The following is a 25,535-nucleotide window of genomic DNA, read 5'->3' as shown; positions in this document are numbered from 1 at the left end:
GACGATGATCCGACGTGAGGTACTGACCCTGCCCGCCGCGCCACACGGCCCGGACAACCCCCTGCCGCCGCTGCGCCCGCTGGACGAGGCGCACCGCATCGACGACCGGGACCGGGCCGGCCTGCCGCGCGACATGGCCCGCCAGGTCGACTACGAGCCGCTGCGCAGCCTGCTGCCCGTCATGGTCCGGGACGGTTACGGACGCGCCCGCGAGCCGCGGGAACTGGACGCGCTGGTCATCGAGAACGACCGGCTGCGCGCCACCGTGCTGCCCGCGCTCGGCGGCCGGATCGCCTCCCTGCGCCACAAGCCGACCGACCGCGAACTCCTCTACGTCAACCCCGTCCTCCAGCCCGCCAACTTCGCCCTCAACGGCGCCTGGTTCTCCGGCGGCATCGAGTGGAACATCGGCGCCACCGGACACACCACCCTCTCCTGCTCACCCGTGCACGCCGCCCGCGTGCCCGCCCCGGACGGCGGCGAGATGCTGCGCCTGTGGGAGTGGGAGCGGCTGCGCGACCTGCCCTTCCAGGTCGACCTGTGGCTCCCGGAGGGCTCGGACTTCCTGTACGTGGGCGTCCGCGTCCGCAACCCGCACGAACGCCCGGTGCCGACCTACTGGTGGTCCAACATCGCCGTGCCCGAGGACCGCCGGGTCCTCGCCCCCGCCGACGAGGCGTACCACTTCGGCTACGAGCGGCGGCTGCGGCGCGTGCCCGTCCCCGAGTACGACGGCACCGACCGGACGTACCCCCTGAACAGCACCTACGCCGCCGACTACTTCTACGACGTGCCGGACGGCCGGCGCCGCTGGGTCGCCGCGCTCGACAAGCACGGCCACGGGCTGGCGCAGACCTCCACCGACGTACTGCGGGGCCGGAAGTTGTTCGTGTGGGGCACCGGACCCGGCGGGCGCCGCTGGCAGGAGTGGCTCACCGAGCCCGGCACCGGCGGCTACTGCGAGATCCAGGCCGGGCTCGCCCGCACCCAGCTGGAGCACGTCAGGCTGGACGCGGAGAGCGAGGTGTCCTGGCTGGAGGCGTACGGGCCGCTCGAAGCCACCCCCGACGGCGACTGGCACACGGTGCTGCGCGGCGCGGAGGAGCGGCTGGAGAGCGCCCTGCCGCGGGCCGACGTCGACGCCGCGTACGACGCCTGGCGGACCCACGCCGACACCGAGCCCGGCGAGCGACTGGCCACCGGCTCCGGCTGGGGCGCGCTGGAAGTGCTGCGGGCGGGATGGCAGCTGTCCGGCACCCCGTTCGACGAGGACACCCTGGCCGAGGAGCAGGAACCCTGGCTGCACCTGCTGCGCGCCGGGACCCTCCCCGAGACCGGACGCCGCGAGCCGCCCGGCTCCACCCTGGTCGCCCGGCCCTGGCGGGACATGCTGGAGACTACCGCCGCCACCCCGCTCGCCGAGTACCACCTGGGGGTCGCCCAGTGGCACGGCGACGACCGGGCCCAGGCGGTCCGCAGCTGGGAGCGCGGCCTCAAAGACGCCGCCGACCGCTGGCCTCTGCTGCGCTGCCTCGCCGCCGCCGACCAGGCGGACGGCCACCCCGAGCGGGCCGCCGACCAGTACGCGGAGGCCTTCGACGACCTGTGCGAGCGCCGGCCGGATCCCGAGGGCGCGTCGGACGCGGACGCCCCGGACCGGGAGGAACGGTGGACGGCCGTCGCCGCCGCCCTCGGCCGCGAGGCCCTCGGCGCGCTGCTCGCGGTCGGACGCACCGCCGACGCCCGTGCCGTGTGGGAGCGGCTGGACCCCGCGACCCGGGCCCGCGGCCGGTTCCGGCTGGCCGAGGGGGAGTTGCTGGCCGCCGAGGGCCGGCGCGAGGAGGCGCGGGCCGTCTTCGACGAGGGCTTCGAGGTCGCCGACCTGCGGGAGGGCGACGAGAGCATCGGAGCGCTGTGGGAGCGGCTCGGCGACGAACCGCTCCCGGCCCGGCACGACTTCCGGATGCGTCCGGACGGGGGATGAGCCCGCCCGGCGCCCGGGGCTACGCCCGCCGGTCCACGTACTCGTAGATCGCGCCGTCCGGATGCCGGGCGATCAGGTTGCGGCCCGCGGGCGTCGGGACCGGGCCGGCGATGACGTCGCCCCCCAGCGAGGTGAGGATCCGCTGGGTCTCCTCGACGTCCGTCACCGCGATCGTCGCCGCCACCTTGCGCAACACCTCGAGCTGGGACTCGGGTCCGCTCATCAGAAGGAAGCAGCCGACCGCGGCGACCTCGACCCCGCCGCGTTCGGAACGCATGGCCCGGCCGCCGGCGAGACCCTCGTAGAAGGGGATCGCCTTTTCCAGGTCGTCGACGTAGACGCGCAGTGTGGCTCCCAGAATGTCCATGGGGACGAGCCTAGTTGGCGACGGCCGGACCCGACTCGCGCCTCGGCCATGGAAGTTCCGCGGCCGGGTACCCGCAAGGCATGGACCGCATGGATCACTTGGAACACCTGGACAAGCATCTGGTCGACGAACTGGCACAGGTGGCACGCGAGACCGTGCGCGACGAGCTGCGCGAACAGACCCGCAAGCAGCGCCGCAAGGCCACGCTGTACGCCGCGTCCGGTGCCTCCGCCCTGTACGCGGGCGCGGCCCTCGCGCTCGCCGTGGGTCTGGCGCTCGCCGTGGTACTGCCCGACTGGGCCGCCGCGCTGATCACGGCCGCCCTCCTGGGCGTCGCCGCGTACCTGCTGCGCGGTGCGGCCCGGCCCCACCCGTCGGGTCCGGGATCCGGCCACGGCGTCGGCGCCGACGCGCCGCCCGTGCCGCCGGTCGCGCCCGAGGTGCCGCCGATGCCGCCGGTCGCCCCCACCGCACCGGCGGGCACCCCCGCAGCGGGCGGTACGGGACCGGCCGCGCCGCGCCGGGACGGCACCGACGCCGAGGGCCCGCGCGAGCGCGGCTGAGCCGCCGCACGCGGCGACGGTGCCGGAAACCGGCCTGCTCGCTACGTTTGGGTGCCCTGGTCAAGGGGACGCGGAAGGCTCACGAGGTACGCGACAGCCCGGAGGCGAACCGTGAGCCGACCCCGCATCGTGATCGTCGGTGCCGGTTTCGCCGGGTACCGGACGGCCCGCACCCTGTCCCGGCTCACCCGGCACCAGGCCGACATCACCCTGCTCAACCCGACCGACTACTTCCTCTACCTGCCGCTGCTGCCGCAGGTCGCCGCCGGAATCCTGGAGCCGCGCCGCGTCACCGTGTCCCTCTCGGGCTCGCTGCCGCACGTCAGGCTGGTGCTGGGTGAGGCCGACGGCATCGACCTCGACGAGCACACCGTGCGCTACACCGGGCCCGAAGGCGGCGAGGGCACCCTCTCGTACGACCGGCTGGTGCTCGCCGCGGGCAGCGTCAACAAGCTGCTGCCCGTTCCGGGCGTCGCCGAGCACGCCCACGGCTTCCGGGGGCTGCCGGAGGCGCTGTACCTGCGCGACCACGTGACGCGCCAGGTGGAGCTGGCCGCCGCGGACGACGACCGAGAGGAGTGCGCCGCGCGGTGCACCTTCGTCGTGGTCGGCGCCGGATACACCGGCACCGAGGTCGCCGCGCACGGCGCGATGTACACCGACGCTCAGGTGCGCAAGCACCCCATGCGCACCGGTATGCGGCCCCGCTGGATGCTGCTGGACGTGGCGCCCCGGGTGCTGCCCGAGATGGACGAACGTCTCTCCCGCACCGCCGACCGGGTACTGCGGCAGCGGGGCGTCGACGTGCGGATGGGGACCTCCGTGAAGGAGGCCACGCACGACGGGGTGGTGCTGACCGACGGCACGAGCGTCGACACGCGCACGCTCGTGTGGTGCGTCGGCGTGCGGCCGGACCCGCTGGTCGAGTCCCTGGGGCTGCCCGTGGAACGCGGCCGGCTGCTCGTCGACCCGCACCTCCAGGTGCCGGGCCGCCCCGAGTTGTTCGCCTGCGGAGACGTGGCCGCGGTGCCCGACCTGACGCAGCCCGGCCAGTTCACGCCGATGACCGCGCAGCACGCCTGGCGGCACGGCAAGGTCTGCGCGCAGAACGTCGCCGCGTCGCTCGGTATCGGCGCGCGGCGGCCCTACCGCCACCGTGACCTGGGGTTCGTCGTGGACCTCGGCGGTGCCAAGGCCGCCGCCAACCCCCTCGGCCTGCCGATGTCCGGTCCCGCGGCTGGCGCCGTCACCCGCGGCTACCACCTCGCGGCGATGCCGGGCAACCGCGTCCGGGTGGCCGCCGACTGGCTGCTGGACGCGGTACTGCCCCGTCAGGCGGTGCAGCTGGGCCTCGTCCGCTCCTGGTCGGTACCGCTGGAGTCGTCGTCACCGGAGGTGGCCCGGGTGGCCGGGCGCCCGGAGCGGACCGCGAAGCAGACGGCGACGACCGGGACGACCCCGACGACCGCGACGACCGGGAAGGACTCCGGCGCCGAGCCCGCGAAGGGCCGGCCGGGCGGTGAGTCCGAGAAGGGCCGGCCCGGTGGTGAGCCCGCTAAGAACCAGCCGGGCGGTGAGCGCGCCAGGAACCAGCCCGGCGCCGAGCCCGCCAAGAGCCGGCCCGGTGGTGAACCCGCCAAGAACCAGCCGGGTGGTGAGCCCGCCAAGAACCAGCCCGGCGCCGAGCCCGCCAAGAACCAGCCGGACGGTGAGCCCGCCAAGAACCAGCCGCACCCGCCCCGTGCCGCCGGTACGCCGCGTCGGGCGGGCGAAGGCGCCGGTACGGGCCCCGCCCGGGGGTCCGGCAAGGCGCGCAAGACGTCCCGCGCGTCCGGCGGAGGCCGGGCCGCCGCCCCGTCCGGACCGACCCGGTCCGCGGGCCCGCCCGACGACCCCGGCCCCGAACCCCCGGCCGACCAGCCACCCCCCGGACCCGACATCGCCCCCGGCCCGGTCAAACGCACCGACGGCCGTCGCGCGGAAGGAGACTCATGATCACCGGTGAACTCGTCGACCTCGGACAGCAACTGCGCGTCGACAGCGTACGGGCGGCGAACGCCGCCGGCTCCGGGCACCCGACGTCGTCGATGTCCGCCGCCGACCTGATGGCCGTACTGCTGGCCAACCACCTCCGCTACGACTTCGCGCGCCCCGCCCACCCCGGCAACGACCGCTTCGTGCTCTCCAAGGGACACGCCTCGCCCCTGCTCTACTCCGCGTACAAGGCGGCCGGCGCCATCGACGACGAGGAACTGCTCACCTTCCGCAAGGTGGGCAGCCGCCTGGAGGGCCACCCCACGCCGCAGCGGCTGCCGTGGGTCGAGACGGCCACCGGTTCGCTCGGGCAGGGCCTGCCCGTCGGTGTCGGCATCGCTCTGGCCGGCAAGCGCCTCGACCACAACGACTACCGCGTGTGGGTGCTGTGCGGCGACAGCGAGATGGCAGAGGGATCGGTGTGGGAGGCCGCCGAGCACGCGGGGCACGAACACCTCGACAACCTCGTCGTGATCGTCGACGTCAACCGGCTCGGCCAGCGGGGCCCCACCCGGCACGGCCACGACCTCGACGCGTACGCGCGCCGCTTCCGCGCGTTCGAATGGCACACGATCGAGGTCGACGGCCACGACGTGGACGCCATCGACCGCGCCTACGGTGAGGCCCTGTCCACGAAGGGCCAGCCCACCGCCGTCATCGCCCGCACCCTCAAGGGCAAGGGCGTCAAGGCGGTCGAGGACCGCGAGGGCCACCACGGCAAGCCGCTGCCCGACGCCGAGGAGGCGGTCGCCGAACTCGGCGGCCCGCGGGACCTGCGGGTCAGGGTGCACGAGCCCGAGGACGCGCGGTCGCTGCACTCGGCCGGTACCGGTCAGACCGAGCTGCCCCGCTGGGACCTGGGCGAGGAGGTCGCCACCCGCAACGCGTTCGGTGAGGCGCTGGCCGCGCTCGGCACCGCCCGCGGCGACGTCGTCGCGCTCGACGGAGAGGTGGGCGACTCCACGCGCGCCGAGTTCTTCGCCAAGGAGCACCCCGAGCGCTACTTCGAGTGCTACATCGCCGAGCAGCAGATGGTCGCCGCGGCCGTGGGGATGGCGGCACGCGGCTGGGTGCCGTTCGCCACCACCTTCGCCGCGTTCCTGACCCGCGCCTTCGACTTCCTGCGCATGGCCTCCGTCAGCGGCGCCGGCATCAACCTCGTCGGCTCCCACGCGGGTGTCGCCATCGGCCAGGACGGGCCCAGCCAGATGGGGCTGGAGGACCTGGCGATGATGCGGGCCGTCCACGGCTCGACCGTGCTGTACCCGTGCGACGCCAACCAGACCGCGCGCCTGGTGGCCGAGATGGCGGGACTGGAGGGCGTCCGCTACCTGCGCACCTCGCGCGGCGAGAGCAAGGTCGTCTACGGCCCCGACGAGGAGTTCCCGGTCGGCGGCAGCAAGGTCCTGCGCTCCTCCTCCGACGACCGGCTCACCCTCGTGGCGGCCGGCGTCACCCTGCACGAGGCGCTGGCCGCGGCCGACGCCCTCGCCGGGGACGGCATCCCGGTCCGGGTGATCGACCTGTACTCCGTCAAGCCCGTCGACCTGGCCACCCTGCGCCGGGCCGCGGAGGAGACCGGCTGCCTGGTCACCGTCGAGGACCACCGCCGGGAGGGCGGCATCGGCGACGCGGTCCTGGACGCGTTCTGCGACGGCCGGCCCGTGCCGCGGCTGGTACGGCTCGCCGTCGGGACGATGCCGGGCTCCGCGACCCCCGCCGAGGAACTGCACGCGGCTGGGATCGACGCCGAGTCCATCGCCGCGGCCGGACGGATGCTGGTGGAGCAGGCGATCGTGCCGTGAGCGGGAGCGACGGCGCGCGGACGGTGCGGGCGGGCCGCCACACGGTGGAGGTGCACCGGCCCGACAAGGTGCTGTTCCCCGCGGGCGAGGGTGGCGCGCCGGAGTACACCAAGGGTGATCTCGTCGACTACCACCGCGCCGTCGCCCCCTTCATGCTGCCGCACCTGCGGGGGCGCCCGCTCATGCTGGAGCGGCACCCCGACGGCGTCGACGGTCCGCGGTTCATGCAGAAGAACACTCCGGAGCACTACCCGGAGTGGGTCGCCCGCGTCGAGGTCGGCAAGGAGGGCGGCACCGTCCGCCACACGGTCTGCGACGACTCGGCCACCCTCGTCTACCTCGCCGACCAGGCCGCTCTCACCCTGCACCGCTGGCTCTCCCGGACCGGGCAGATCGACCGGCCGGACCGGATGGTCTTCGACCTGGATCCGGCCGGCGACGACTTCGAGGCGGTCCGGGAGGCCGCCCGGCTGGTGGGCGAGCTGCTCGACGAAGTGAGGCTGCCCTCCGCGCTCATGACCACCGGATCCCGGGGACTGCACGTCGTGGTTCCCCTGACGGCACGTCAGGACTTCGACGAGGTGCGGGAGTTCGCGCGGGACGCGGCCGAGGTCCTGGCCGCGGCCCATCCGGACCGCCTCACCACCGCCGCCCGCAAGAAGGACCGCGGGGACCGGCTCTACCTCGACATCCAGCGCAACGCCTACGCCCAGACCGCCGTGGCGCCCTTCACCGTCCGCGCCCGGCCCGGCGCACCCGTGGCCACACCCGTCTCCTGGGACGAACTGGACGACCCTGCCCTGCACGCCCGCCGCTGGACGATCGCGGACGCCGTCGAGCAGGCCCGCACCCGGCCCTGGGCCGGGGTCATGAACCGCGCCCGGGCGCTGGGCCCCGCCCGGCGACGGCTGGACGCGCTGCGCGGCTGAGCCGCCGCCGGGGGAGACGAGCGCGCCATGCCGGGGGGAGACGAGCGCCACGTCGGCGCGTGGCACATGCACGCGCCCGTGGAGGTTTGGCGAACATCCTTGCGGCCACACGGAGGGGGAGGTGGCCATGACGAACACGAACAACACATCCGAATCACAAGACTCACAACAGAGTTCACGTAGGACACGCAAGCCCCGGCAGTCGCAGGAGTCACGGCAGTCACAGGAGTCACGCAAGCCCCGGCCGATGGAGGTGCTGCGTGAGGCGCGCGCGCAGCTCGCGGAGCTCACCGGCATGCACGCCGAGTCGGTGTCGTCCTTCGAGCAGACGGAGGAGGGCTGGGCGCTGGAGGTCGAGGTGCTCGAACTCGAGCGGGTGCCCGACACGATGAGCCTGATGGCGAGCTACCAGGTGGAGCTTGATTCCGAGGGGCAGCTCACGGGCTACCGCCGTGTGAGGCGTTACGAGCGCGGTCGGTCCGACGCGCGAGGTTCCTCAGGCCGCTAGGTCGACCCGGACCGAGTGGAGACGCACACCGAAACCCGAGATGGAGGAACGGCTGGCATGACAGTTGTACCGGCACAGCAATCCGGTGGTGGAGGCGGCAGCAGTGGCCTCTACGACGTACTCGAGCTCGTCCTGGACAGGGGGCTCGTCATCGACGCATTCGTGCGGGTCTCCCTGGTCGGCATCGAGATACTGAAGATCGACGTCCGTGTCGTCGTCGCGAGCGTGGACACGTATCTGCGCTTCGCCGAGGCGTGCAACCGGCTCGACCTGGAGGCCGGGCCGCGCAAGGACCCCGGCCTGCCCGACCTGGTCGGCAAGATGACCGAGTCCGGCGCCAAGGGCAAGTCCAAGGGCGCCCTGTCCGGCGCGGCGGAGACGATCTCCGACGCCTTCAAGCAGGCCCGTGAAGAGGGCGACTCCGAGCGCGAGACCACGTCGCGTCCGCGTGCCCGCAAGACCGCCGCCTCGCGCCGGAAGGAGGAGCAGGAGTGAGTACGTACGTCTACGGCATCACCGCCGCCACCCATCCCGCCCTCCCGGAGGACACCGGCGGTGTCGGCGACCCGCCGCGCGAGATACGGATCCTGAAGCAGGGCGGGCTGGCGGCCGTCGTCAGCGACGCCCCCGAGGGCCTGCGGCCCAAACGCAGGGAGCTGCTCGCCCACCAGACCGTGCTGAGCGAGATCGGCGCCGAAGGCTGCGTGCTGCCGATGCGCTTCGGCAGCGTCGCCCCGGACGACAGCGCGGTGACCGGGGTGCTCGCCGAGCGCGCCGAGCACTACGAGGAACGCCTCCGGGCGCTGGACGGCCGGGTCGAGTACAACATCAAGGCCACCCACGACGAGGAGGCCGTGCTCCACCAGGTGATGGCCCAGCACCCGGAGATCCGGGCCCTCGCGGACGCCAACCGGCAAGCGGGGGGCGGGAGTTACGAGAACAAGATCCAGCTCGGCGAGATGGTCGCGGCCGCCGTCAAGGGCAAGGAGGCCGAGGACGCCACCGTGCTGGAGCGCGCTCTGGAGCCGGGCGCCGACGCGGTGAGCGTGGGCCCCGAGTCCACGGGCTGGCTGGCCAACGTGTCGTTCCTGGTGAAGCGGGACTCCGCCGAGGAGTTCCTGGCCGCCGTGGAGCGCGCCCGCAGGGACCTGCCGCACCTGGAGGTGCGGGTGAACGGCCCGCTGCCGCCGTACAGCTTCGTGGAGCCCGGCCCGGCCGAGCCCGCGGGCACCGCGGCCGGCGGGATGGATGTCGGAACGGAGTGAGGACGTGGGACTGATCTCGGAGGTCCTCCTGCTGCCGTTCGCCCCGGTGCGCGGCAGCGCCTGGGCCATCAGACAGGTCATGAACGAGGCGGAGCGGATCTACTACGACCCCGCCACGATCCGGGCCGAACTAGCCCGTCTGGAACAGCAGTTGGAGGCCGGAGAGATCACGGAGGAGGAGTTCGACCAACAGGAGGACGAGCTTCTGGACCGGTTGGAGATCGCTTCGCGCACGAGCGCGGGATTGGGCAACGGGACGGCACCATGAATCGAGTGGGACTGGGCCTCGCGGTAGGGGCCGGATATCTGCTGGGACGCACGAAGAAACTGAAACTGGCCGTCGCCGTGGGCACCATGGTGGCCGGCAAGAAGATGAACCTGACCCCGAAGGGCATCGCCGAGCTGGTCAGCACGCAGCTGCAGAACAACCCCCAGTTCAAGGAGATCGGGGACCAGCTGCGCACGGACCTGCGGGGCGTGGGCAAGGCGGCCTCGGGCGCCATGGTCGAGCGGCAGATCGACGCGCTGGCCAATCGCCTGCACGGGCGTACCGCCGAGGTCCGCGACCAGCTCTCCGGCGTGACGTCCCAGGTGCCGGGCGTCGGCTCCCGCGACTCCGAGGTCTCGGAGGACTCGGAGGAGTACGCGGAGTCCGACGAGCGCGCCGACGACGAGCACGACGAGCCCGCCGACGAGCAGGACGAGCAGGACGACCGCGACGACCGGCGCGAGGCGGCGCCCGCCGCGCGCAAGACGGCCAGGAAGGCGCCCGCGAAGAAGGCGCCGGCGAAGAAGGCGGCCGCGAAGGCCCCCGCCAAGAAGGCCGCCGCGAAGCGGGCCCAGCCGGCCAAGAAGGCGGCCGGCAAGAAGACGGCCGGTGCCCGGAGCGCCGCCCGCGGAGCGACCCGGCGGACGAAGGGCGGTGCTGAGTGATGACCGACACCCTGGGATCCGCGGCCTCCACGGCAGGCAAGGCCGCCAAGAAGAACCCCCTGGCCGACGTGGCGCAGAGCGAGGCGGCGGACCGCCTCAAGGCGGAGGTGCAGGACTACCTCGCCGCACAGGTCACGCGGCTGCTGACGGGCGTCGGCACCAAGCTCGGCCAGACCACGGGCAAGCTCAACGACATAGCCGAGGGCAACAGCCCCGGATTCGCCAAGCTCGCCCTCGACGGCGGACGCAAGCTCGCCGAGGGCAAGGGCCCGATGCGGGCCGCGTTCGAGGTCGGCGCCGGCAAGGTGAAGGACAACGTCGTCGGCGCCTTCAAGAACCTCACCGGCGGCAGGGGCCGGAAGAAGGGCGGCGGCGGTCAGAAGCCGACGGTCATCATCGAGTACGTCGACGTCGGCGTGCCGGTGCGCACGGCGTACGACCAGTGGACCCAGTACCAGGACTTCAGCACCTTCGCGAAGGGCGTCAAGAGCGCGAACCGCGGCGACGACACGTCGTCCGACTGGCAGCTGAAGGTCTTCTGGTCCAACCGCAGCTGGAAGGCGAAGACCACCGAGCAGGTGCCCGACGACCGGATCTCCTGGACGTCGGAGGGCGCCAAGGGCACCACGAAGGGCGTCGTCAGCTTCCACGAGCTGGCCGACAGCCTGACCCGCGTGATCCTGGTCATCGAGTACTACCCCAAGGGTCTCTTCGAGAAGACCGGCAACATCTGGCGCGCCCAGGGCCGCCGGGCCCGCCTGGACCTGAAGAACTACGTCCGGCACATCACCCTCAAGGGCGAGGCCGACGACGGCTGGCGCGGCGAGATCCGCGACGGCGAGGTCGTCCGCAGCCACGAGGACGCCGTGGCGGAGGAGGAACAGGAGCAGGAAGAGGGGCGGGAGCCCGAGGGCGAGGAGGAAGCGTCCGAGGCCGAGGAGGAAGCTCCCGAGGGCGAGGAGGAGTACGAGGAGGAGCCGGAGGGCGAGTACGAGGAGGAGCCCGAGGCCGAGTACGAGGACGAGTACGAGGAAGAGCCCGAGGAAGAGCCCGAAGCGGAGTACGAGGAGGAGCCCGAGGGCGAGTACGAGGAGGACAAGGAAGCCGGGGAGGACGAGCACGCGTCCCGTGAGGAGTACGAGGACGCCGGTGGCGGGAGCCGTCGATGACCACACCCAGCCGACTGCCCGAACCCTACGGTCAGGGACAGAGCGCCAACCTCGCCGACATCCTGGAACGGGTGCTCGACAAGGGCATCGTGATCGCGGGCGACATCAAGATCAACCTGCTCGACATCGAGCTGCTGACGATCAAGTTGCGGCTCGTGGTCGCCTCCGTCGACAAGGCCAAGGAGATGGGCATCGACTGGTGGGAGAGCGATCCCGCGCTCTCCTCGCGCGCCCGGCGCGACGAACTCACCCGGGAGAACGCCGCACTGCGCGAACGCCTGCGTGAGCTGGACCCGGGCCGCGTACCGAAGGAGGAGACGTGAACGGACTGCGGTACGTCTACGCCGTCTGCCGCCCCTTCGGCGCGGCCCTCCAGGCCCAGCTCACGGGGGTGGCGGGCGACCCGCCCCGGCTGCTGGTCCACGGCGACCTGGTCGCCGTCGTCAGCCGTGTGCCCGAGGCCGACTTCAGCGAGGAGGCCCTGCGCGCGCACCTGGAGGACCTCGACTGGCTGGCCGCCACGGCCCGCTCCCACCAGCAGGTGATCGACGCGCTCACCGCGGTCACCACGCCGCTGCCGCTCCGGCTGGCCACCGTCTTCCGGGACGACAGCGGCGTACGGATGATGATGGAGCAGCGCGAGGAGGCCTTCCGGAACACGCTCGCCCGGCTGGACGGACGGGTGGAGTGGGGGGTGAAGGTGTACGTCGAGGCGGAGCCCGAGAAGGCGGCCGCGCCGGCGCGGCCCGCCCCCAAGCCCGCCTCGGGCCGGGACTACCTGCGGCAGCGGCGGCAGCAGTCGCGGGCGAACGAGGATCTGTGGTCGAGGGCCGAGCGGTTCGCGACGGGCCTCCACTCGACGCTGTCCTCCCTGGCCGACGACGCGCGGCTGCACGCGCCGCAGAACCCGCGGCTGTCCGGTGCCGCCGGACGGAACGTCCTCAACGCCGCCTACCTGGTGCGGCGTGACGCCTCCGAGGAGTTCGTGGAGCAGATCGACCGGACCAAGGACGACGCCCCGGGAATCCGCGTGGAACTCACCGGCCCCTGGGCCGCCTACTCCTTCGCCGGCGAAGGAGCCGCCACCGAGGAACAGCAGGAGGAGGGCACGTGACCGTCGTGGAACGCCGGGAGATCGCTCTCGTGGACCTGCTCGACCGGCTGCTGGCCGGCGGTGTCGTCATCACCGGCGACGTCACGCTGCGCATCGCGGACGTCGACCTGGTCCGCATCGATCTGAACGCGCTGATCAGCTCGGTCAACAGCAACGTCCCATCGCCGTTCGGGGACTGACGTGACGGAACAACCCGAACCCCGCAAACGCCTCGACCTCGACCCCGACACGGTCGAGCGCGACCTGGTGAAACTGGTGCTGACCGTGGTCGAGCTGCTGCGCCAGCTCATGGAGCGCCAGGCGCTGCGCCGGGTCGACGAGGGCGATCTCAGCGAGGAGCAGGAGGAGCGGATCGGACTCACCCTGATGCTCCTCGACGACCGTATGACCGAGCTGCGCGACCGCTACGGACTGCGGCCGGAGGACCTGAACCTGGACCTCGGGCCGCTGGGACCGCTGCTGCCCCGGGAGTGAGTCTCCCGGGGCCGCGGCCTCAGCCCGTCCTCACCGCTTGCGGCACAGGATCTCTCCGTGCAGCACGCTGAACCAGCCTTCCGGCCGCTCGCCCCAGTCCCGCCAGGCGGCCGAGACCGCGCGCAGCTCCTCGGCGGTCGCGTGGCCGCCCTCGGTCGCGCGGTCGGCGTAGGCCGACGCCAGGGTCCGGTCGGCCCACAGCCCGCTCCACCACTCCCGCTCCTCGGCGGTGGCGAAGGTCCAGGTCGCGGAGGTCGCCGTGACGTCCGTGAACCCCGCCTCCAGTGCCCACGCCTTCAGCCGGCGCCCGGCGTCCGGTTCGCCGCCGTTGGCGCGCGCCACCCGCCGGTACAGGTCCAGCCAGTCGTCCATGCCCGGGGACGCGGGGTACCACGTCATGGCCCCGTAGTCCGAGTCGCGGACGGCGATGATCCCGCCGGGCCGCGCCACCCGCCGCATCTCGCGCAGCGCCCCCACCGGGTCGCCCACGTGCTGGAGCACCTGGTGGGCGTGGACCACGCAGAACGTGTCGTCCGGGTAGTCCAGCGCGTGCACGTCCCCCACCGCGAAGTCGGTGTTGCCGAGTCCGCGTTCCGCCGCCGTGGCCCGGGCCCGGCCGACGATCTCCGGTGCCCGGTCCACGCCGGTGACGTGCCCGTCCGGGACCAGGGTCGCGAGGTCCGCGGTGATGGTGCCGGGTCCGCAGCCGATGTCCAGGACCTTCATGTGGGGCCGTAGGGAGCCCAGCAGATAGGCGGCGGAGTTGGCGGCGGTGCGCCAGGTGTGCGAGCGGAGCACGGACTCGTGGTGCCCGTGCGTGTAGACGGCGGTCTCCCGCGGCTTCGGCATGGTGGATCCCCTCTCCGACGGTGCGATCACGCTACGCCCGTCGGTCGAATGGTGAGACCCGTGTTTTACATGTTGGACTCACGATGTGTCAGGACAGCAACCCGCCCTCACCCGGCAGCGGCCGGTACACCGTGAGCGCCTTCGGCAGCTTCTCCAGCGTCAGGTCGCCCTCGGTCTCCGTCAGCTCGCCGTCGAACGCCATCAGCGTGCCCGGTGCCACGCCCGACAGCCGCAGCCGGGGTACCTGCACCGCGGCGTGGGCGGGGGAGCGGGTCAGCGGACCCGCGAGCGCCGCCGACAGCAGCCGCAGCGCCGGCCGCCGTCCGCCGTGCACCACCCGCACGTCCAGCTGCCCGTCCGCCAGGTCCAGCCGGCGGCCCGAGGCGAGGCCCCTGCGGTGGTACGTGCCGTTGCCCGCGAACAGCATCCACAGCGGGCGTCGGCGGCCGCGCACCTCCGCCTCCAGCGGGTGCCGGTCCGCGCGCAGCACCCGCACCGCCGCCAGCACCCCGGCCGGCCAGCCGCCGATCCTCGACGACCAGTGCTCCCGCTCCCGCACCAGCTCCGGGTAGACGCCGAGGCTGAAGGTGTTGAGGAAGACGCCCTGCCGCCCGCCCGAGGCGAACCGGCCCACGTCCACCCGCACCCCCTCGCCCCGCTCCAGCGCCCCGCACAGATCCCGCACGTCCTCCACGCCCAGGTCGTAGGCGAAGTGGTTGAGCGTGCCGCCGGGCAGCACCGCCAGCGGCAGACCGTGCCGCAGGGCGACCTCGGCCGCCGCGTTCACCGTGCCGTCGCCACCGCACACGCCGAGCACCCGGGCGTGGTCCGCCGCCTTCTCCAGCTCCGCCGGGATGTCCTCCGGCTCGCACTCCACCACCTCGGCGTCGGGCAGCGCGTCGCACAGCGCCCGCACCCGGTCCGAGGTGCCGGAGGCGACGTTGGCCACCATCACCAGTCCCTCGCCCCCGGGCAGCGCCGGCACCTCGGCGCGCGGCCGGGCCGGCGGGATGTGCTGGGCGCGCGTCGGCACCAGGCCCCGTACGGCGAACGCGGCGCCCGCCCCGAGCGCGGCGCCCGCCACCACGTCGCTCGGGAAGTGGACGCCGGTGTAGACGCGCGAGAGGGCCACCGCGGCGGCCACCGGGGCCACCGCCGCGCCCCACGCCGGCGACTCCAGGGCGACCCCGGTCGCGAACGCGGCCGCCGACGCGGCGTGCCCCGACGGGAACGACGTCGTGATCGGCTGCCGCTTCAACTGCCGCACCCGCGGCACCGCGTCCAGCAGCGGCCGGGCCCGGCGCACCGAGCGCTTGCCGAGGGTGTTGATCGTCAGGGAGGCGAGGCCCAGCGAGGCCAGGCCCCGCGCGGCGGCCCGCCGGGCCCTCGGGGTGCGGGACGCGGCCAGGGCGGCGGCCACCCCGAACCACAGCACTCCGTGGTTGGCGGAACGGCTCAGCCGGGGCAGCAGCGGGTCGGCGCCCGGCCAGGTGCGGGCGGCGACGGCCTCGAACGCACGCTGGTCCAGCCGCAGGAAACCGTTGCGGAGGGGGTGCGGGCCGGGCGTCAGGGCGGTGAGATCTACGTCGGGGCTCATGCCACCCGCCTACCCGGTGCGCGGCGTTTCCTGCCGGTGGCGCTCGCCACGTCGCCCCGCGTGGGACCGGCCGTCCGTAATCGGTTTGCCCGGGGCGGGGGCCGCCCCGCAGAATCCGGTGCCATGGGTCATCTCGAAGCCGCGCACCTGGAGTACTACCTCCCCGACGGGAGGGCGCTGCTCGGCGACGCCTCCTTCCGGGTGGGGGAGGGGGCCGTGGTGGCCCTCGTCGGACCCAACGGGGCGGGCAAGACCACGCTGCTCCGGCTGCTGTCCGGGGAGCTGAAACCGCACGGCGGGACCGTCACCGTCGGCGGCGGCCTCGGGGTGATGCGCCAGTTCGTGGGCTCCGTCCGGGACGAGACGACCGTACGGGACCTGCTCGTGTCCGTGTCCCCGCCCCGGATCCGCGAGGCCGCGCACGCCGTGGACACCGCCGAGCACGCGCTGATGACCGTGGACGACGAGGCCGCCCAGATGCGCTACGCGCAGGCGCTCGCCGACTGGGCCGAGGCCCAGGGCTACGAGGCCGAGACCCTGTGGGACATCTGCACCACGGCCGCGCTGGGGATGCCCTACGAGAAGGCGCAGTGGCGTCGGGTGAGCACCCTCTCCGGCGGTGAGCAGAAGCGGTTGGTCCTGGAGGCGCTGCTGCGCGGTACCGACGAGGTGCTGCTGCTCGACGAGCCGGACAACTACCTCGACGTGCCCGGCAAGCGCTGGCTGGAGGAGCGGCTCGCCGAGACCCGCAAGACCGTGCTCTTCGTCTCCCACGACCGGGAGCTCCTCGCCCGCGCCGCCGAGAAGATCGTCTCCCTGGAGCCCGGACCCGCCGGCGCCGACGCCTGGGTGCACGGCGGCGGCTTCGCCACCTTCCACGAGGCCCGCCGCGAGCGCTTCGCCCGCTTCGAGGAACTGCGCCGCCGCTGGGACGAGAAGCACGCACAGCTCAAGAAGCTGGTCCTGACGCTGCGTCAGGCAGCCGCGGTCAGCCACGAGATGGCCTCCCGGTACGCCGCGGCGCAGACCAGGCTGCGCAAGTTCGAGGAGGCCGGGCCGCCGCCCGAGCCGCCGCGCGAGCAGGACATCAGGATGCGCCTGAAGGGCGGCCGCACCGGCGTCCGCGCCGTCACGTGCGAGCAGCTGGAACTCACCGGCCTGATGAAACCCTTCGACCTGGAGGTCTTCTACGGCGAACGGGTCGCCGTCCTCGGCTCCAACGGCTCCGGCAAGTCGCACTTCCTGCGCCTGCTGGCCGGCGACGACGTGACCCACACCGGCAACTGGAAGCTCGGGGCGCGCGTGCTGCCCGGACACTTCGCGCAGACCCACGCCCACCCGGAGCTCCTCGGCCGCACCCTCCTGGACATCCTGTGGTCCGAGCACGCCCAGGACCGGGGCGCCGCCATGTCGAGGCTGCGCCGCTACGAGCTGACCCACCAGGCGGAGCAGACCTTCGACCGGCTCTCCGGCGGCCAGCAGGCCCGGTTCCAGATCCTCCTGCTGGAACTCCAGGGCGTCACCGCCCTGCTGCTCGACGAGCCGACCGACAACCTCGACCTGGAATCGGCCGAAGCCCTCCAGGAGGGCCTGGAGGGCTTCGAGGGCACGGTCCTCGCCGTCACCCACGACCGCTGGTTCGCCCGCTCCTTCGACCGCTACCTGGTCTTCGGCAGCGACGGACACGTCCGTGAGACGCCGGAGCCGGTCTGGGACGAGCGGCGGGTGGAGCGGGCCCGGTAGGGGACGGGGGCGGGGCCCATCGGTCACTTCCAGCGCAGCAGCGCCCCCAGGCCGCCCACCGGCGCCTTGTCCGCGGCCTCCGACGGCAGCGCCGGCGTCACCGAGACCGCCGGTGCGCCGGTCATCACCGCCGACCGCAGCAGCGCGTCGTCCGCCCGTGCCGACCAGGAGTTCTGCTCGCCCAGCGTCTTCAGTTCGGTGCGGTGCACCGCGACCTGGTCGGCGTCCTCGCCGACCCACACCTCGCGGTGCGTGTCGGGGGCGTCCGGGATGACCAGCAGCTCGTCGATGCGGTGCTCCCGGGCCGCCTCCACCAGCGCGGGCACGCCCTCGGCGGCGCCCGCCCGGCCCTCGTCGTCGGGTGCGCGGGCGGCCAGGAACCGGTCCAGTTCCTCCCGCGCCCGCGAGCGCACGTGGTCCTCGCGCAGCCCCTCCACCTCGGCGTCGAGGAGCCTGCTCCCGGCGCCGCGCGAGGCCTCGGCGATCCGCTCCTGGAGCCGCTTCGGCAACCGCTCGTGCACGGACCGCCGCTCCCGGTCGTCACCGACCAGGATGAGCAGGTCGGCGCCGGTCTCCTCCTGGCACACCGCGAGCGCGTCCGCGATCTCCGCCGCGTTGTGCTCCCAGGTGTTCTCCACCCGGAGCTGGAAGTGGCGCTCCGACCAGTCGGCGCTGCTCGTGCGGTGCAGCGGCCACTGCCGGCCGGTCACCCCGCCCGCGTCCGAGCTGCCCAGCGCCCCGCGCAGCTCGAAGTCTGCACCCTTGCGGTCGATGTACGCCACCACGCACACCGGGTCCTCGCCCGCCAGGTCGAGCAGCGGGGCGACGTGCGGCAGCGGTGCCCAGTCGGCGGTGGTCCCGCCGTACGGGGGCCGGGCCAGCCGGGGATCGAGGACCACCCGCCCGGCGCACGCGAACAGCGCCCGGCCGTGCGGGTCGGAGGCGTGCCGCAGCTCGTCCACGGCCTCCCGCACCGCCTGGCAGGTGGCGTCGTCGGCGCCCTGCTCCGCCAGCTCCCGGGCCACCGCGGCCGCCGTCAGCTCACGCTCGTGCGCGGTGTCCTCCGTGTGCCGGGACAGATCGACGTACACGGAGGCCCACGGCCCCTGGTGTTCGTAGAGGGGATGCAGAAACGCGAGGTCCATGGCGCTCTCCCGGGTGGCGCTGGGGGGGGTGGTACTGCCGCGGGGGCGGGTACCCGGACCGCATGAACGAACACGACATGGGGGACACCATGACCGGAGTGGACCCGGGTCGCCTGGACGACCAGCAGCTCATGAAGGAGCTGGAGACCATCCACCGGACCCGCCACGACACCCTGCTGTACGGGTCGAACGACGCGCTGCGGGCCCACAACGACCGCATGGCGCGGCTGGAGGGCGAGTGGCTGCGCCGCAACCCGCGGCGCCCGGTCGCCGCCGGCCGCACCCGCGAGGGCGCCCGGGAACGCGGCTGCGGCCAGGCCGCCACCCCGGGAGCCTAGGTCTCCCAGGTCTCCGGGGCGGCGGCCCGGCCGCCGTCCGCACCGGTCAGCCGCCCGCCTTGGCGAACTCGGCGAGGAAGGCCGCGCAGAACGCCTCGAGGTCGTCCGGCTTGCGACTGGTGACGAGGATGCTGTCGCCGTGGTCGCAGACCTTCACCTGCTCGTCGACCCAGGTGGCGCCCGCGTTGACCAGGTCGGTGCGGAGACTGGGCCACGAGGTCAGCACCCGGCCGCGTACCACGTCGGCCTCGATCAGGGTCCACGGCGCGTGGCAGATCGCGGCCACCGGCCTGCCCTGCTCGAAGAAGGCCCGGACGAACGCCACGGCCTTCTCGTCGGTCCGCAGGAAGTCGGGGTTGGCCACCCCGCCGGGCAGGACCAGCCCGCCGAACGAGTCGGCCGAGGTGTCACCCACCACCTCGTCCACCGGGAACGTGTCCGCCTTGTCGAGATGGTCGAAGCCCTGGACCTCGCCGGTCTGCGTGGACACCAGCACCGGCTCGTGCCCCGCGTCCTCGGCCGCCTGCCACGGCTCGGTCAGCTCGACCTGCTCCACGCCCTCGGGCGCGGTGAGAAATGCGATGCGCATGGGGTTCGGACTCCTTTCCTGACGCCTAGGCGCCCTGCGCTCCCGAAGGGCCGGCTTCGGTGAGCGCCACCGCCAGCTCCTGGACATTGCCGTAGCGCGCCTTGTCCGGCAGCCGGCCCAGCTCCTCCACGAGGGCGTCGGGCGCGTTGCCGTGGCGCAGGGTGCGGGTCAGTTCCCGCGGTCCCGCGGGGAAGCTGCCCCGGGTCAGGTTCCGGGCCAGTTCCAGCCGCAGGGCCTCCAGATACGTCGGCCCGCGGCCCGGTGTCACCGGCCCGTGCGTGACGTCCGGATCGTCCTCCGCCACCGGCTCCGGGTCGTGCCACTCCTCGGTCCGGGTGGGGTGCCCGGACCTGAGCAGACCCTGCAGCTCGTGCTTCATCTCGTCGTCGCGGTGGGCGCTCATCCGGTCGCTGCCTCGCTGCATGTCTCCCTCCAGATCTTCAGGGTGCCGACCGCGTACCCGGACACTGTGGGCCGACACGGATTCACCCGGACGGGTCCGCTCCGATTTCACCGGCCGGCACCGGATCAGTAATCGAGAAGCGCGGGTCACGTCGGCCCCTCTAGCGTGTGAGGACCGCGGGCGTCAGCCTTCACATGGAGCCCCCGACAGATGGAGACACGATGAGCAGCGCCAAGAGGGCGGGCAGCCGGGCAGCCGTGCCGCACGTCGCCGACAGCCACGACCTCATCCGCGTGCACGGCGCCCGCGAGAACAACCTCAAGGACGTGAGCATCGAGATCCCCAAGCGCCGCCTGACGGTCTTCACGGGAGTCTCCGGTTCGGGCAAGAGCTCGCTGGTGTTCAACACCATCGCCGCCGAGTCCCAGCGGCTGATCAACGAGACCTACAGCGCCTTCGTGCAGGGCTTCATGCCCACGCTGGCGCGCCCCGAGGTCGACATCCTCGAAGGCCTGACCACCGCGATCATCGTGGACCAGCAGCGGATGGGCGCCGACCCCCGCTCCACCGTCGGCACCGCCACCGACGTCAACGCGATGCTGCGGATCCTCTTCAGCCGCCTGGGCGAGCCCCACATCGGCCCGCCCAGCGCGTACTCCTTCAACACCGCCTCGGTCCGCGCGAGCGGCGCGATCACCGTCGAGCGCGGCAACAAGAAGGCGGTCAAGGCGACGTACGAGCGCACCGGCGGCATGTGCACCCGCTGCGAGGGCCGCGGCAGCGTCTCCGACATCGACCTCACCCAGCTCTACGACGACTCCAAGTCGCTCGCCGAGGGCGCCTTCACCATCCCGGGCTGGAAGTCGGACAGCCAGTGGACCGTCCAGGTGTACGCCCAGTCCGGCTTCGTCGACCCCGACAAGCCGATCCGCGAGTACACCAAGAAGCAGCTGCAGGACTTCCTTTACGGCGAACCGGTCAAGGTCAAGGTCAACGGCGTCAACCTCACCTACGAGGGCCTGATCCCGAAGATCCAGAAGTCCTTCCTGTCCAAGGACAAGGAGGCGATGCAGCCGCACATCCGGGCCTTCGTGGAGCGGGCCGTCACCTTCACCGTCTGCCCCGAGTGCGACGGCACGCGGCTCAGCGAGGGCGCCCGCTCCTCGAAGATCGGGAAGATCAGCATCGCCGACGCCTGCGCGATGGAGATCCGGGACCTGGCCGAGTGGGTGCGCGACCTCGACGAACCGTCCGTCGCGCCGCTGCTCGGCGCCCTGCGGGACGCCCTCGACTCGTTCGTCGAGATCGGCCTCGGCTACCTCTCCCTCGACCGGCCCGCGGGCACCCTGTCGGGCGGCGAGGCGCAGCGCGTCAAGATGATCCGCCACCTCGGCTCCTCGCTCACCGACACCACGTACGTCTTCGACGAGCCCACCATCGGACTGCACCCGCACGACATCCAGCGGATGAACGACCTGCTGCTGCGCCTGCGGGACAAGGGCAACACGGTCCTCGTCGTCGAGCACAAGCCGGAGGCGATCGCCATCGCCGACCACGTGGTGGACCTCGGCCCCGGCGCCGGCACCGCGGGCGGCACCGTCTGCTTCGAGGGCACCGTCGAGGAGCTGCGGGCCGGCGACACCGTCACCGGCCGCCACCTCGACGACCGGGCCGTGCTCAAGGACACGGTCCGCAAGCCCACCGGCGCCCTGGAGATCCGCGGCGCCACGACGCACAACCTCCAGGGCGTCGACGTCGACGTCCCGCTCGGCGTGCTCTGTGTGGTGACCGGCGTGGCCGGTTCCGGCAAGAGCTCGCTGATCCACGGCTCGGTCCCGGCCGGCGCCGACGTCGTCTCGGTCGACCAGAGCCCCATCAAGGGCTCCAGGCGCAGCAACCCGGCCACGTACACCGGACTGCTCGAACCCATCCGCAAGGCCTTCGCCAAGGCCAACGGTGTGAAGCCGGCCCTGTTCAGCGCCAACTCCGAGGGCGCCTGCCCCACCTGCAACGGCGCCGGTGTCATCTACACCGACCTCGCCATGATGGCCGGGGTCGCCGCCCCCTGCGAGGACTGCGAGGGCAAGCGGTTCCAGCCCGCGGTGCTGGAGTACCGTTTCGGCGGCCGGGACATCAGCGAGGTGCTCGCCATGTCCGTGGCCCAGGCCGAGGAGTTCTTCGGCTCCGGTGAGGCACGCACGCCCGCCGCGCACAAGATCCTCGACCGGCTCGCCGACGTCGGACTCGGCTACCTGACCCTCGGCCAGCCCCTCACCACGCTCTCCGGCGGCGAGCGGCAGCGGCTCAAGCTGGCCACCCACATGGGGGACAAGGGCGGCGTCTACGTGCTCGACGAGCCCACCATCGGCCTGCACCTCGCGGACGTCGAGCAACTGCTCGGCCTCCTCGACCGCCTCGTCGACGCCGGCAAGTCCGTCATCGTCATCGAGCACCACCAGGCCGTCATGGCGCACGCCGACTGGATCATCGACCTCGGCCCCGGCGCCGGCCACGACGGCGGCCGGATCGTCTTCGAGGGCACCCCCGCCGACCTCGTCGCCGACCGCACCACCCTCACCGGCGAGCACCTCGCGGCATACGTCGGCGCCTGACCGCGGCGGCCCACGGCGCCGGTACCGGTGGCGGCCGGCGCTGTGGGATCGTAAGGGCGTGACGAGCCTGGAGGACCTGGCCCGGCTGCGCCGGGCACGCGACCTGATGGACCGCGAGTACGCCGAGCCGCTCGACGTGCCGGCGCTGGCGCGGGTCGCGCTCATGTCGGCGGGCCACTTCTCCCGCAGCTTCCGCGCCGCCTACGGGGAGACCCCCTACAGCTACCTGATGACGCGCCGCATCGAGCGTGCCAAGGCCCTGCTGCGGCGCGGCGACCTGTCCGTCACCGAGGTCTGCTTCGCCGTCGGCTGTACCTCGCTGGGATCGTTCAGCTCGCGCTTCACCGAGCTGGTCGGCGAGAGCCCGAGCGCCTACCGGGAACGAGACCACGCCGACGGCGCCGCGATCCCCGCCTGCGTCGCCAAGGTCTACACCCGACCGGTCAGGAACGGAGAAGCGACGCCCGCGCGCCCGCCCCTAGCGTGACGCGCATGGACATCAACCTCGCGCAGTGCTTCATCGCCGTCGACGACCACGACACGGCGATCGCCTTCTACCGGGACGTGCTCGGGATGGAGGTCCGGGACGACGTCGCCTTCGAGGGGATGCGCTGGGTGACCGTCGGCTCCCCGGCCCAGCCCGACGTCGGCATCGTCCTCGAACCGCCGCTCGCCGACCCCAACGCCTCGGTCACCGACCGGGAGGCCATGGCCGAACTGCTGGCGAAGGGACTGCTGCGCGGCCTGAACTTCACCACCGACGACGTCGACGCCACCTTCGAACACATCCGCGCCGCCGGCGCCGAGGTCCTCCAGGAACCGGTCGACCAGCCCTACGGCGTCCGGGACTGCGCCTTCCGCGACCCGGCCGGGAACATGGTCCGCTTCAGCCGGCCGCGCACCGGCTGACCCGCACCCCCCGGGCGGCACGGCGGGTCGCGGTGCCGCCCGGGGGTTTGCGACGGGCTTCAGGGGGCAGGGGCAAGTTCAGTGCTTCGGACAGGAGGCACGTCCGTGGGAGCGGCGCGACGCCGCCCCGGACGTGGCCGTCCGGGGCCGGACGCCCTCCCACGGGTGACCGCCCGACCCCCAGGGTCGTGTCGTCGAACCGGTGGCGTCCGTCCGGCGCGCCGGAGGTCAACGGACTCCGGCCGCCCCACGCGGGCCGTGCCCAGGGCTCGCCCCGAACCGACGACCGGCCCCGCACTCCGAAGGAGTTGCGACGCACATGCCGATCCACGCCAGCGTGAAGCACCCGCACGACGACGCCCCCGACACCGCGGACGCGTTCCGCCGGCTGACCACCCTCCCCGACGGCCCCGAGCGCGACGAGGTCCGCGACCGGATCGTGGAGGCCTGGCTGCCCATGGCCGAACGCCTCGCGGGACGCTTCCGCAGCCGCGGCGAGAGCTACGACGACCTGCGCCAGGTCGCCGCCCTCGGCCTGGTGAAGGCCGTCGACCGGTACGACCCCGAGCGCGGCAACGCCTTCGAGAGCTACGCCGTGCCGACGATCACCGGCGAGATCAAGCGGCACTTCCGCGACCACATGTGGACGCTGCACGTGCCGCGCCGGGTCCAGGAACTGCGCAACCGGGTGCGCTTCGCCCGCCAGGAGCTCTCCCAGACGATCCCGGGCCGGACGCCCACCGCGGCCGAGATCGCCGAGCACACCGACCTCAGCGAGGAGGACGTCCGGACCGGTCTGGAGGCGCTGGAGAGCTTCACCGCCCTGTCCCTGGACGCCGAGCTGCCGGGCAGCGAGGACGGGTTCTCGCTCGGTGACGCCCTCGGCGGACCCGACCCGGCCCTCGACACCGTCGTGGACCGCGAGGCCGTCAAGGAGCGCCTGGCCGCCCTCCCCGACCGGGAGCGCGCCATCCTGTACATGCGCTTCTTCGACGACATGACCCAGAGCCGGATCGCCGAGCAGCTCGGCATCTCCCAGATGCACGTCTCCCGCCTGATCAGCCGCTGCTGCGACCGGGTGCGGGAGCAGGTGCTGCGGGATCCGGGGGCGTGAGCGGGCCTCGGCACCGGTCCGGGACCGCGGTCCCGGGCTCCGAAACCTCGGGCTCACCCGCCCGGGGGCCCCGTTCGCGCGAACGGCGCAGAGTGGCGCGCGCACCCCGGACGGGCGGGCTGTGATGGCCGAGGGGCGCGAGTGCCGTGCCCCCGCCGCCGCAGCTCGAAGGAGCCCGCCCCATGCGCCGCACCGCCCGCGCCCTGTCCGTGGCCGTCCTGGCCAGTGCCGCCCTCGGCGCCCTCGCGGGGCCGGGCGCGGCCGATCCCGGCGTCCCCCCGCCGCCCGCCGGCGCCGGTGAGCCCGTACCGCCACCGGTGGCCGGGGAACCCGTCCCGCCGCCGGCCGCCGAGGAACCCCTCGCACCGGCCGGGGGCCAGGCGGCCGCCGAGGTCAGCCCCGCCGACGTCACCCCGGGCGGCACCGTCACCGTGTCGGTCTCATGCGCGCCGACCGGTGGCTCCGCGCCGGCGACTCTCGACGCCACTTCCCTGGCCTTCGACGAGGGCACCGTCGCGCTGCGCAAGGTCGAGGGGGAAGCAGGCGCGGACACCGGCCCGGCCTACCGGGGGACCGCCCGGATAGCGGCAGCCGAGGACTTCGCGAGCGAGGCGGAGGCGGAGGACGCCGAGGAGGACTGGACCGTCGACGGCTCCTGCCCGGACGAGGCGGGCGGGGAGGGCGACCCGTGGAGCGCCACCATGAACGTGCCGGACGCCACGGCGGGGGAGAGCGTCACCGCCAGGCCCGTGTGCCCCCCGTCCACCGCCCCGTACGGCGGGAAGCCCACCCACGGCACGCCCTGTGCCACCGAGCCGCCGTGCCCCGGGACCGCCGCCCCGCACGGTGAGTCCGCCGAGGCCGGGAAGTCCTGCGGCGGCGGGAAGGCGGAACACGGGGTGCGGGCCGGGACCGGCGGCACCTTCAGCGACTCGGTGCCGGCGCTGGCCGCGGGCGGCGTCCTGATCGCCGGCGCCTGCGCGGCGGCCGCCCACCGGCTGCGGCTCCGGCTGCGCGGGGAGGACGGGGAGCGCTGAGCGGAGTCATGGCTCGTGTGCCGGATGGGTACTGGGATCAACGACGGTGAGCGG

The 25,535-nt window shown here is 73.4% G+C and carries 28 protein-coding genes; 22 read left to right on the top strand and 6 right to left on the bottom strand.

The window, feature by feature from the left end:
* The first annotated feature begins 4 nt into the window (after positions 1-4).
* Complete coding sequence (locus ACGF3J_RS18850) at positions 5-1,984, top strand: DUF5107 domain-containing protein (protein WP_393854336.1); 1,980 nt, start codon at positions 5-7, stop codon at positions 1,982-1,984.
* Positions 1,985-2,003: 19 nt separating this feature from the next.
* On the opposite strand, the gene ACGF3J_RS18845 is transcribed toward ACGF3J_RS18850, so the two are convergent.
* Positions 2,004-2,351 carry a VOC family protein gene (locus ACGF3J_RS18845; RefSeq protein ID WP_386930545.1) on the bottom strand — a complete coding sequence of 116 codons (348 nt, stop codon included), beginning with the start codon at positions 2,349-2,351 and terminating at the stop codon, positions 2,004-2,006.
* An 80-nt stretch (positions 2,352-2,431) separates the two neighbouring features.
* Here ACGF3J_RS18845 and ACGF3J_RS18840 point away from each other — a divergent pair, with 80 nt between their 5' ends.
* The 14 genes from ACGF3J_RS18840 to ACGF3J_RS18775 all read left to right on the top strand — a co-directional run bounded on the left by ACGF3J_RS18840 (position 2,432) and on the right by ACGF3J_RS18775 (position 13,145).
* Positions 2,432-2,914 (top strand): phage holin family protein, encoded by a 483-nt coding sequence (locus ACGF3J_RS18840; RefSeq protein ID WP_393854335.1) that lies wholly within the window; start codon positions 2,432-2,434, stop codon positions 2,912-2,914.
* A 111-nt stretch (positions 2,915-3,025) separates the two neighbouring features.
* Positions 3,026-4,909 carry an FAD-dependent oxidoreductase gene (locus ACGF3J_RS18835; protein ID WP_393854334.1) on the top strand — a complete coding sequence of 628 codons (1,884 nt, stop codon included), beginning with the start codon at positions 3,026-3,028 and terminating at the stop codon, positions 4,907-4,909.
* Positions 4,906-6,753, top strand: coding sequence for a transketolase (locus ACGF3J_RS18830; RefSeq protein WP_393854333.1), 1,848 nt, complete (start codon positions 4,906-4,908; stop codon positions 6,751-6,753). The genes ACGF3J_RS18835 and ACGF3J_RS18830 overlap by 4 nt, the downstream gene beginning before the upstream one ends.
* Positions 6,750-7,682, top strand: coding sequence for a non-homologous end-joining DNA ligase (gene ligD, locus ACGF3J_RS18825; protein WP_393854332.1), 933 nt, complete (start codon positions 6,750-6,752; stop codon positions 7,680-7,682). The genes ACGF3J_RS18830 and ligD overlap by 4 nt, the downstream gene beginning before the upstream one ends.
* A gap of 127 nt (positions 7,683-7,809) precedes the next feature.
* The gene (locus ACGF3J_RS18820) at positions 7,810-8,190 is read left to right on the top strand and encodes a gas vesicle protein (RefSeq protein WP_161328011.1); all 381 of its coding nucleotides are present in this window, start codon (positions 7,810-7,812) and stop codon (positions 8,188-8,190) included.
* Between the two features lie 57 nt (positions 8,191-8,247).
* Entirely contained in the window at positions 8,248-8,685 is a 438-nt protein-coding gene (locus ACGF3J_RS18815; protein ID WP_122618936.1) for a gas vesicle structural protein GvpA, read from the top strand.
* Positions 8,682-9,455, top strand: a complete 774-nt coding sequence (locus tag ACGF3J_RS18810; RefSeq protein WP_161328012.1) for a GvpL/GvpF family gas vesicle protein — start codon at positions 8,682-8,684, stop codon at positions 9,453-9,455. The genes ACGF3J_RS18815 and ACGF3J_RS18810 overlap by 4 nt, the downstream gene beginning before the upstream one ends.
* A gap of 4 nt (positions 9,456-9,459) precedes the next feature.
* A complete protein-coding gene (locus tag ACGF3J_RS18805) occupies positions 9,460-9,723 on the top strand; it encodes a gas vesicle protein GvpG (RefSeq protein ID WP_161328013.1) in 264 nt (87 codons plus the stop codon).
* Entirely contained in the window at positions 9,720-10,388 is a 669-nt protein-coding gene (locus tag ACGF3J_RS18800) for a DNA primase (RefSeq protein ID WP_393854331.1), read from the top strand. The genes ACGF3J_RS18805 and ACGF3J_RS18800 overlap by 4 nt, the downstream gene beginning before the upstream one ends.
* The gene (locus ACGF3J_RS18795) at positions 10,388-11,557 is read left to right on the top strand and encodes an SRPBCC family protein (protein ID WP_161328015.1); all 1,170 of its coding nucleotides are present in this window, start codon (positions 10,388-10,390) and stop codon (positions 11,555-11,557) included. The genes ACGF3J_RS18800 and ACGF3J_RS18795 overlap by 1 nt, the downstream gene beginning before the upstream one ends.
* Positions 11,554-11,880, top strand: coding sequence for a gas vesicle protein (locus tag ACGF3J_RS18790; protein WP_122618941.1), 327 nt, complete (start codon positions 11,554-11,556; stop codon positions 11,878-11,880). The genes ACGF3J_RS18795 and ACGF3J_RS18790 overlap by 4 nt, the downstream gene beginning before the upstream one ends.
* Positions 11,877-12,671: a GvpL/GvpF family gas vesicle protein gene (locus ACGF3J_RS18785; protein ID WP_161328016.1), complete on the top strand. Its 795-nt coding sequence runs from the start codon at positions 11,877-11,879 to the stop codon at positions 12,669-12,671. Before ACGF3J_RS18790 ends, ACGF3J_RS18785 begins: the two co-directional genes overlap by 4 nt.
* Positions 12,668-12,850: a gas vesicle protein gene (locus ACGF3J_RS18780; RefSeq protein WP_122618943.1), complete on the top strand. Its 183-nt coding sequence runs from the start codon at positions 12,668-12,670 to the stop codon at positions 12,848-12,850. The genes ACGF3J_RS18785 and ACGF3J_RS18780 overlap by 4 nt, the downstream gene beginning before the upstream one ends.
* A gap of 1 nt (position 12,851) precedes the next feature.
* Positions 12,852-13,145: a gas vesicle protein K gene (locus ACGF3J_RS18775; protein ID WP_122618944.1), complete on the top strand. Its 294-nt coding sequence runs from the start codon at positions 12,852-12,854 to the stop codon at positions 13,143-13,145.
* A gap of 30 nt (positions 13,146-13,175) precedes the next feature.
* Here ACGF3J_RS18775 and ACGF3J_RS18770 read toward each other — a convergent pair whose 3' ends face one another.
* Complete coding sequence (locus ACGF3J_RS18770) at positions 13,176-13,994, bottom strand: class I SAM-dependent methyltransferase (protein ID WP_161328017.1); 819 nt, start codon at positions 13,992-13,994, stop codon at positions 13,176-13,178.
* Between the two features lie 88 nt (positions 13,995-14,082).
* A complete protein-coding gene (locus ACGF3J_RS18765) occupies positions 14,083-15,591 on the bottom strand; it encodes a bifunctional phosphatase PAP2/diacylglycerol kinase family protein (RefSeq protein ID WP_393854330.1) in 1,509 nt (502 codons plus the stop codon).
* Positions 15,592-15,714: 123 nt separating this feature from the next.
* Here ACGF3J_RS18765 and ACGF3J_RS18760 point away from each other — a divergent pair, with 123 nt between their 5' ends.
* The gene (locus ACGF3J_RS18760) at positions 15,715-17,334 is read left to right on the top strand and encodes an ATP-binding cassette domain-containing protein (protein ID WP_161330228.1); all 1,620 of its coding nucleotides are present in this window, start codon (positions 15,715-15,717) and stop codon (positions 17,332-17,334) included.
* A gap of 23 nt (positions 17,335-17,357) precedes the next feature.
* On the opposite strand, the gene ACGF3J_RS18755 is transcribed toward ACGF3J_RS18760, so the two are convergent.
* Positions 17,358-18,479: a Vms1/Ankzf1 family peptidyl-tRNA hydrolase gene (locus tag ACGF3J_RS18755; RefSeq protein ID WP_161330229.1), complete on the bottom strand. Its 1,122-nt coding sequence runs from the start codon at positions 18,477-18,479 to the stop codon at positions 17,358-17,360.
* Positions 18,480-18,541: 62 nt separating this feature from the next.
* Here ACGF3J_RS18755 and ACGF3J_RS18750 point away from each other — a divergent pair, with 62 nt between their 5' ends.
* On the top strand, positions 18,542-18,817 hold the full coding sequence (locus tag ACGF3J_RS18750; RefSeq protein ID WP_161330230.1) for a DUF6158 family protein: 276 nt from the start codon (positions 18,542-18,544) through the stop codon (positions 18,815-18,817).
* Between the two features lie 46 nt (positions 18,818-18,863).
* Here the strand turns inward: ACGF3J_RS18750 and ACGF3J_RS18745 are convergent, their stop codons facing one another.
* Positions 18,864-19,406 carry a type 1 glutamine amidotransferase domain-containing protein gene (locus ACGF3J_RS18745; protein WP_393854329.1) on the bottom strand — a complete coding sequence of 181 codons (543 nt, stop codon included), beginning with the start codon at positions 19,404-19,406 and terminating at the stop codon, positions 18,864-18,866.
* 25 nt (positions 19,407-19,431) lie between these two features.
* Entirely contained in the window at positions 19,432-19,830 is a 399-nt protein-coding gene (locus tag ACGF3J_RS18740) for a DUF2795 domain-containing protein (RefSeq protein ID WP_161330232.1), read from the bottom strand.
* Between the two features lie 200 nt (positions 19,831-20,030).
* Between ACGF3J_RS18740 and ACGF3J_RS18735 the strand changes: the two genes are divergently transcribed.
* From ACGF3J_RS18735 to ACGF3J_RS18715, 5 genes are all read left to right on the top strand, one after another.
* Positions 20,031-22,421: an ATP-binding cassette domain-containing protein gene (locus ACGF3J_RS18735; protein ID WP_393854328.1), complete on the top strand. Its 2,391-nt coding sequence runs from the start codon at positions 20,031-20,033 to the stop codon at positions 22,419-22,421.
* A gap of 58 nt (positions 22,422-22,479) precedes the next feature.
* Entirely contained in the window at positions 22,480-22,908 is a 429-nt protein-coding gene (locus ACGF3J_RS18730) for a helix-turn-helix transcriptional regulator (protein ID WP_161330234.1), read from the top strand.
* A 5-nt stretch (positions 22,909-22,913) separates the two neighbouring features.
* Complete coding sequence (locus ACGF3J_RS18725; RefSeq protein ID WP_161330235.1) at positions 22,914-23,330, top strand: VOC family protein; 417 nt, start codon at positions 22,914-22,916, stop codon at positions 23,328-23,330.
* A 319-nt stretch (positions 23,331-23,649) separates the two neighbouring features.
* A complete protein-coding gene (locus ACGF3J_RS18720) occupies positions 23,650-24,444 on the top strand; it encodes an RNA polymerase sigma factor SigF (RefSeq protein WP_161330236.1) in 795 nt (264 codons plus the stop codon).
* Between the two features lie 182 nt (positions 24,445-24,626).
* Positions 24,627-25,481 (top strand): hypothetical protein, encoded by an 855-nt coding sequence (locus ACGF3J_RS18715; RefSeq protein ID WP_393854327.1) that lies wholly within the window; start codon positions 24,627-24,629, stop codon positions 25,479-25,481.
* The last annotated feature ends 54 nt before the right edge of the window (positions 25,482-25,535 follow it).

Source organism: Streptomyces sp. NPDC048171, assembly GCF_043202655.1.
GTDB lineage: Bacteria > Actinomycetota > Actinomycetes > Streptomycetales > Streptomycetaceae > Streptomyces.
The sequence above is the reverse complement of the archived record's forward strand: the minus strand, read 5'-3'. Positions and strand labels throughout refer to the sequence as shown.

Bases quoted from the DNA above. Each gene is read 5' to 3' on its own strand.
- ACGF3J_RS18800 (WP_393854331.1), top strand. From the start codon at position 9,720: ATGAATCGAGTGGGACTGGGCCTCGCGGTAGGGGCCGGATATCTGCTG.
- ACGF3J_RS18770 (WP_161328017.1), bottom strand. From the start codon at position 13,994: ATGCCGAAGCCGCGGGAGACCGCCGTCTACACGCACGGGCACCACGAG.
- ACGF3J_RS18845 (WP_386930545.1), bottom strand. From the start codon at position 2,351: ATGGACATTCTGGGAGCCACACTGCGCGTCTACGTCGACGACCTGGAA.
- ACGF3J_RS18815 (WP_122618936.1), top strand. From the start codon at position 8,248: ATGACAGTTGTACCGGCACAGCAATCCGGTGGTGGAGGCGGCAGCAGT.
- ACGF3J_RS18745 (WP_393854329.1), bottom strand. From the start codon at position 19,406: ATGCGCATCGCATTTCTCACCGCGCCCGAGGGCGTGGAGCAGGTCGAG.
- ACGF3J_RS18790 (WP_122618941.1), top strand. From the start codon at position 11,554: ATGACCACACCCAGCCGACTGCCCGAACCCTACGGTCAGGGACAGAGC.
- ACGF3J_RS18715 (WP_393854327.1), top strand. From the start codon at position 24,627: ATGCGCCGCACCGCCCGCGCCCTGTCCGTGGCCGTCCTGGCCAGTGCC.
- ACGF3J_RS18720 (WP_161330236.1), top strand. From the start codon at position 23,650: ATGCCGATCCACGCCAGCGTGAAGCACCCGCACGACGACGCCCCCGAC.
- ACGF3J_RS18735 (WP_393854328.1), top strand. From the start codon at position 20,031: ATGAGCAGCGCCAAGAGGGCGGGCAGCCGGGCAGCCGTGCCGCACGTC.
- ACGF3J_RS18850 (WP_393854336.1), top strand. From the start codon at position 5: ATGATCCGACGTGAGGTACTGACCCTGCCCGCCGCGCCACACGGCCCG.
- ACGF3J_RS18820 (WP_161328011.1), top strand. From the start codon at position 7,810: ATGACGAACACGAACAACACATCCGAATCACAAGACTCACAACAGAGT.
- ACGF3J_RS18760 (WP_161330228.1), top strand. From the start codon at position 15,715: ATGGGTCATCTCGAAGCCGCGCACCTGGAGTACTACCTCCCCGACGGG.
- ACGF3J_RS18840 (WP_393854335.1), top strand. From the start codon at position 2,432: ATGGACCGCATGGATCACTTGGAACACCTGGACAAGCATCTGGTCGAC.
- ACGF3J_RS18750 (WP_161330230.1), top strand. From the start codon at position 18,542: ATGAACGAACACGACATGGGGGACACCATGACCGGAGTGGACCCGGGT.
- ACGF3J_RS18755 (WP_161330229.1), bottom strand. From the start codon at position 18,479: ATGGACCTCGCGTTTCTGCATCCCCTCTACGAACACCAGGGGCCGTGG.
- ACGF3J_RS18740 (WP_161330232.1), bottom strand. From the start codon at position 19,830: ATGCAGCGAGGCAGCGACCGGATGAGCGCCCACCGCGACGACGAGATG.
- ACGF3J_RS18795 (WP_161328015.1), top strand. From the start codon at position 10,388: ATGACCGACACCCTGGGATCCGCGGCCTCCACGGCAGGCAAGGCCGCC.
- ACGF3J_RS18830 (WP_393854333.1), top strand. From the start codon at position 4,906: ATGATCACCGGTGAACTCGTCGACCTCGGACAGCAACTGCGCGTCGAC.
- ACGF3J_RS18725 (WP_161330235.1), top strand. From the start codon at position 22,914: ATGGACATCAACCTCGCGCAGTGCTTCATCGCCGTCGACGACCACGAC.
- ACGF3J_RS18765 (WP_393854330.1), bottom strand. From the start codon at position 15,591: ATGAGCCCCGACGTAGATCTCACCGCCCTGACGCCCGGCCCGCACCCC.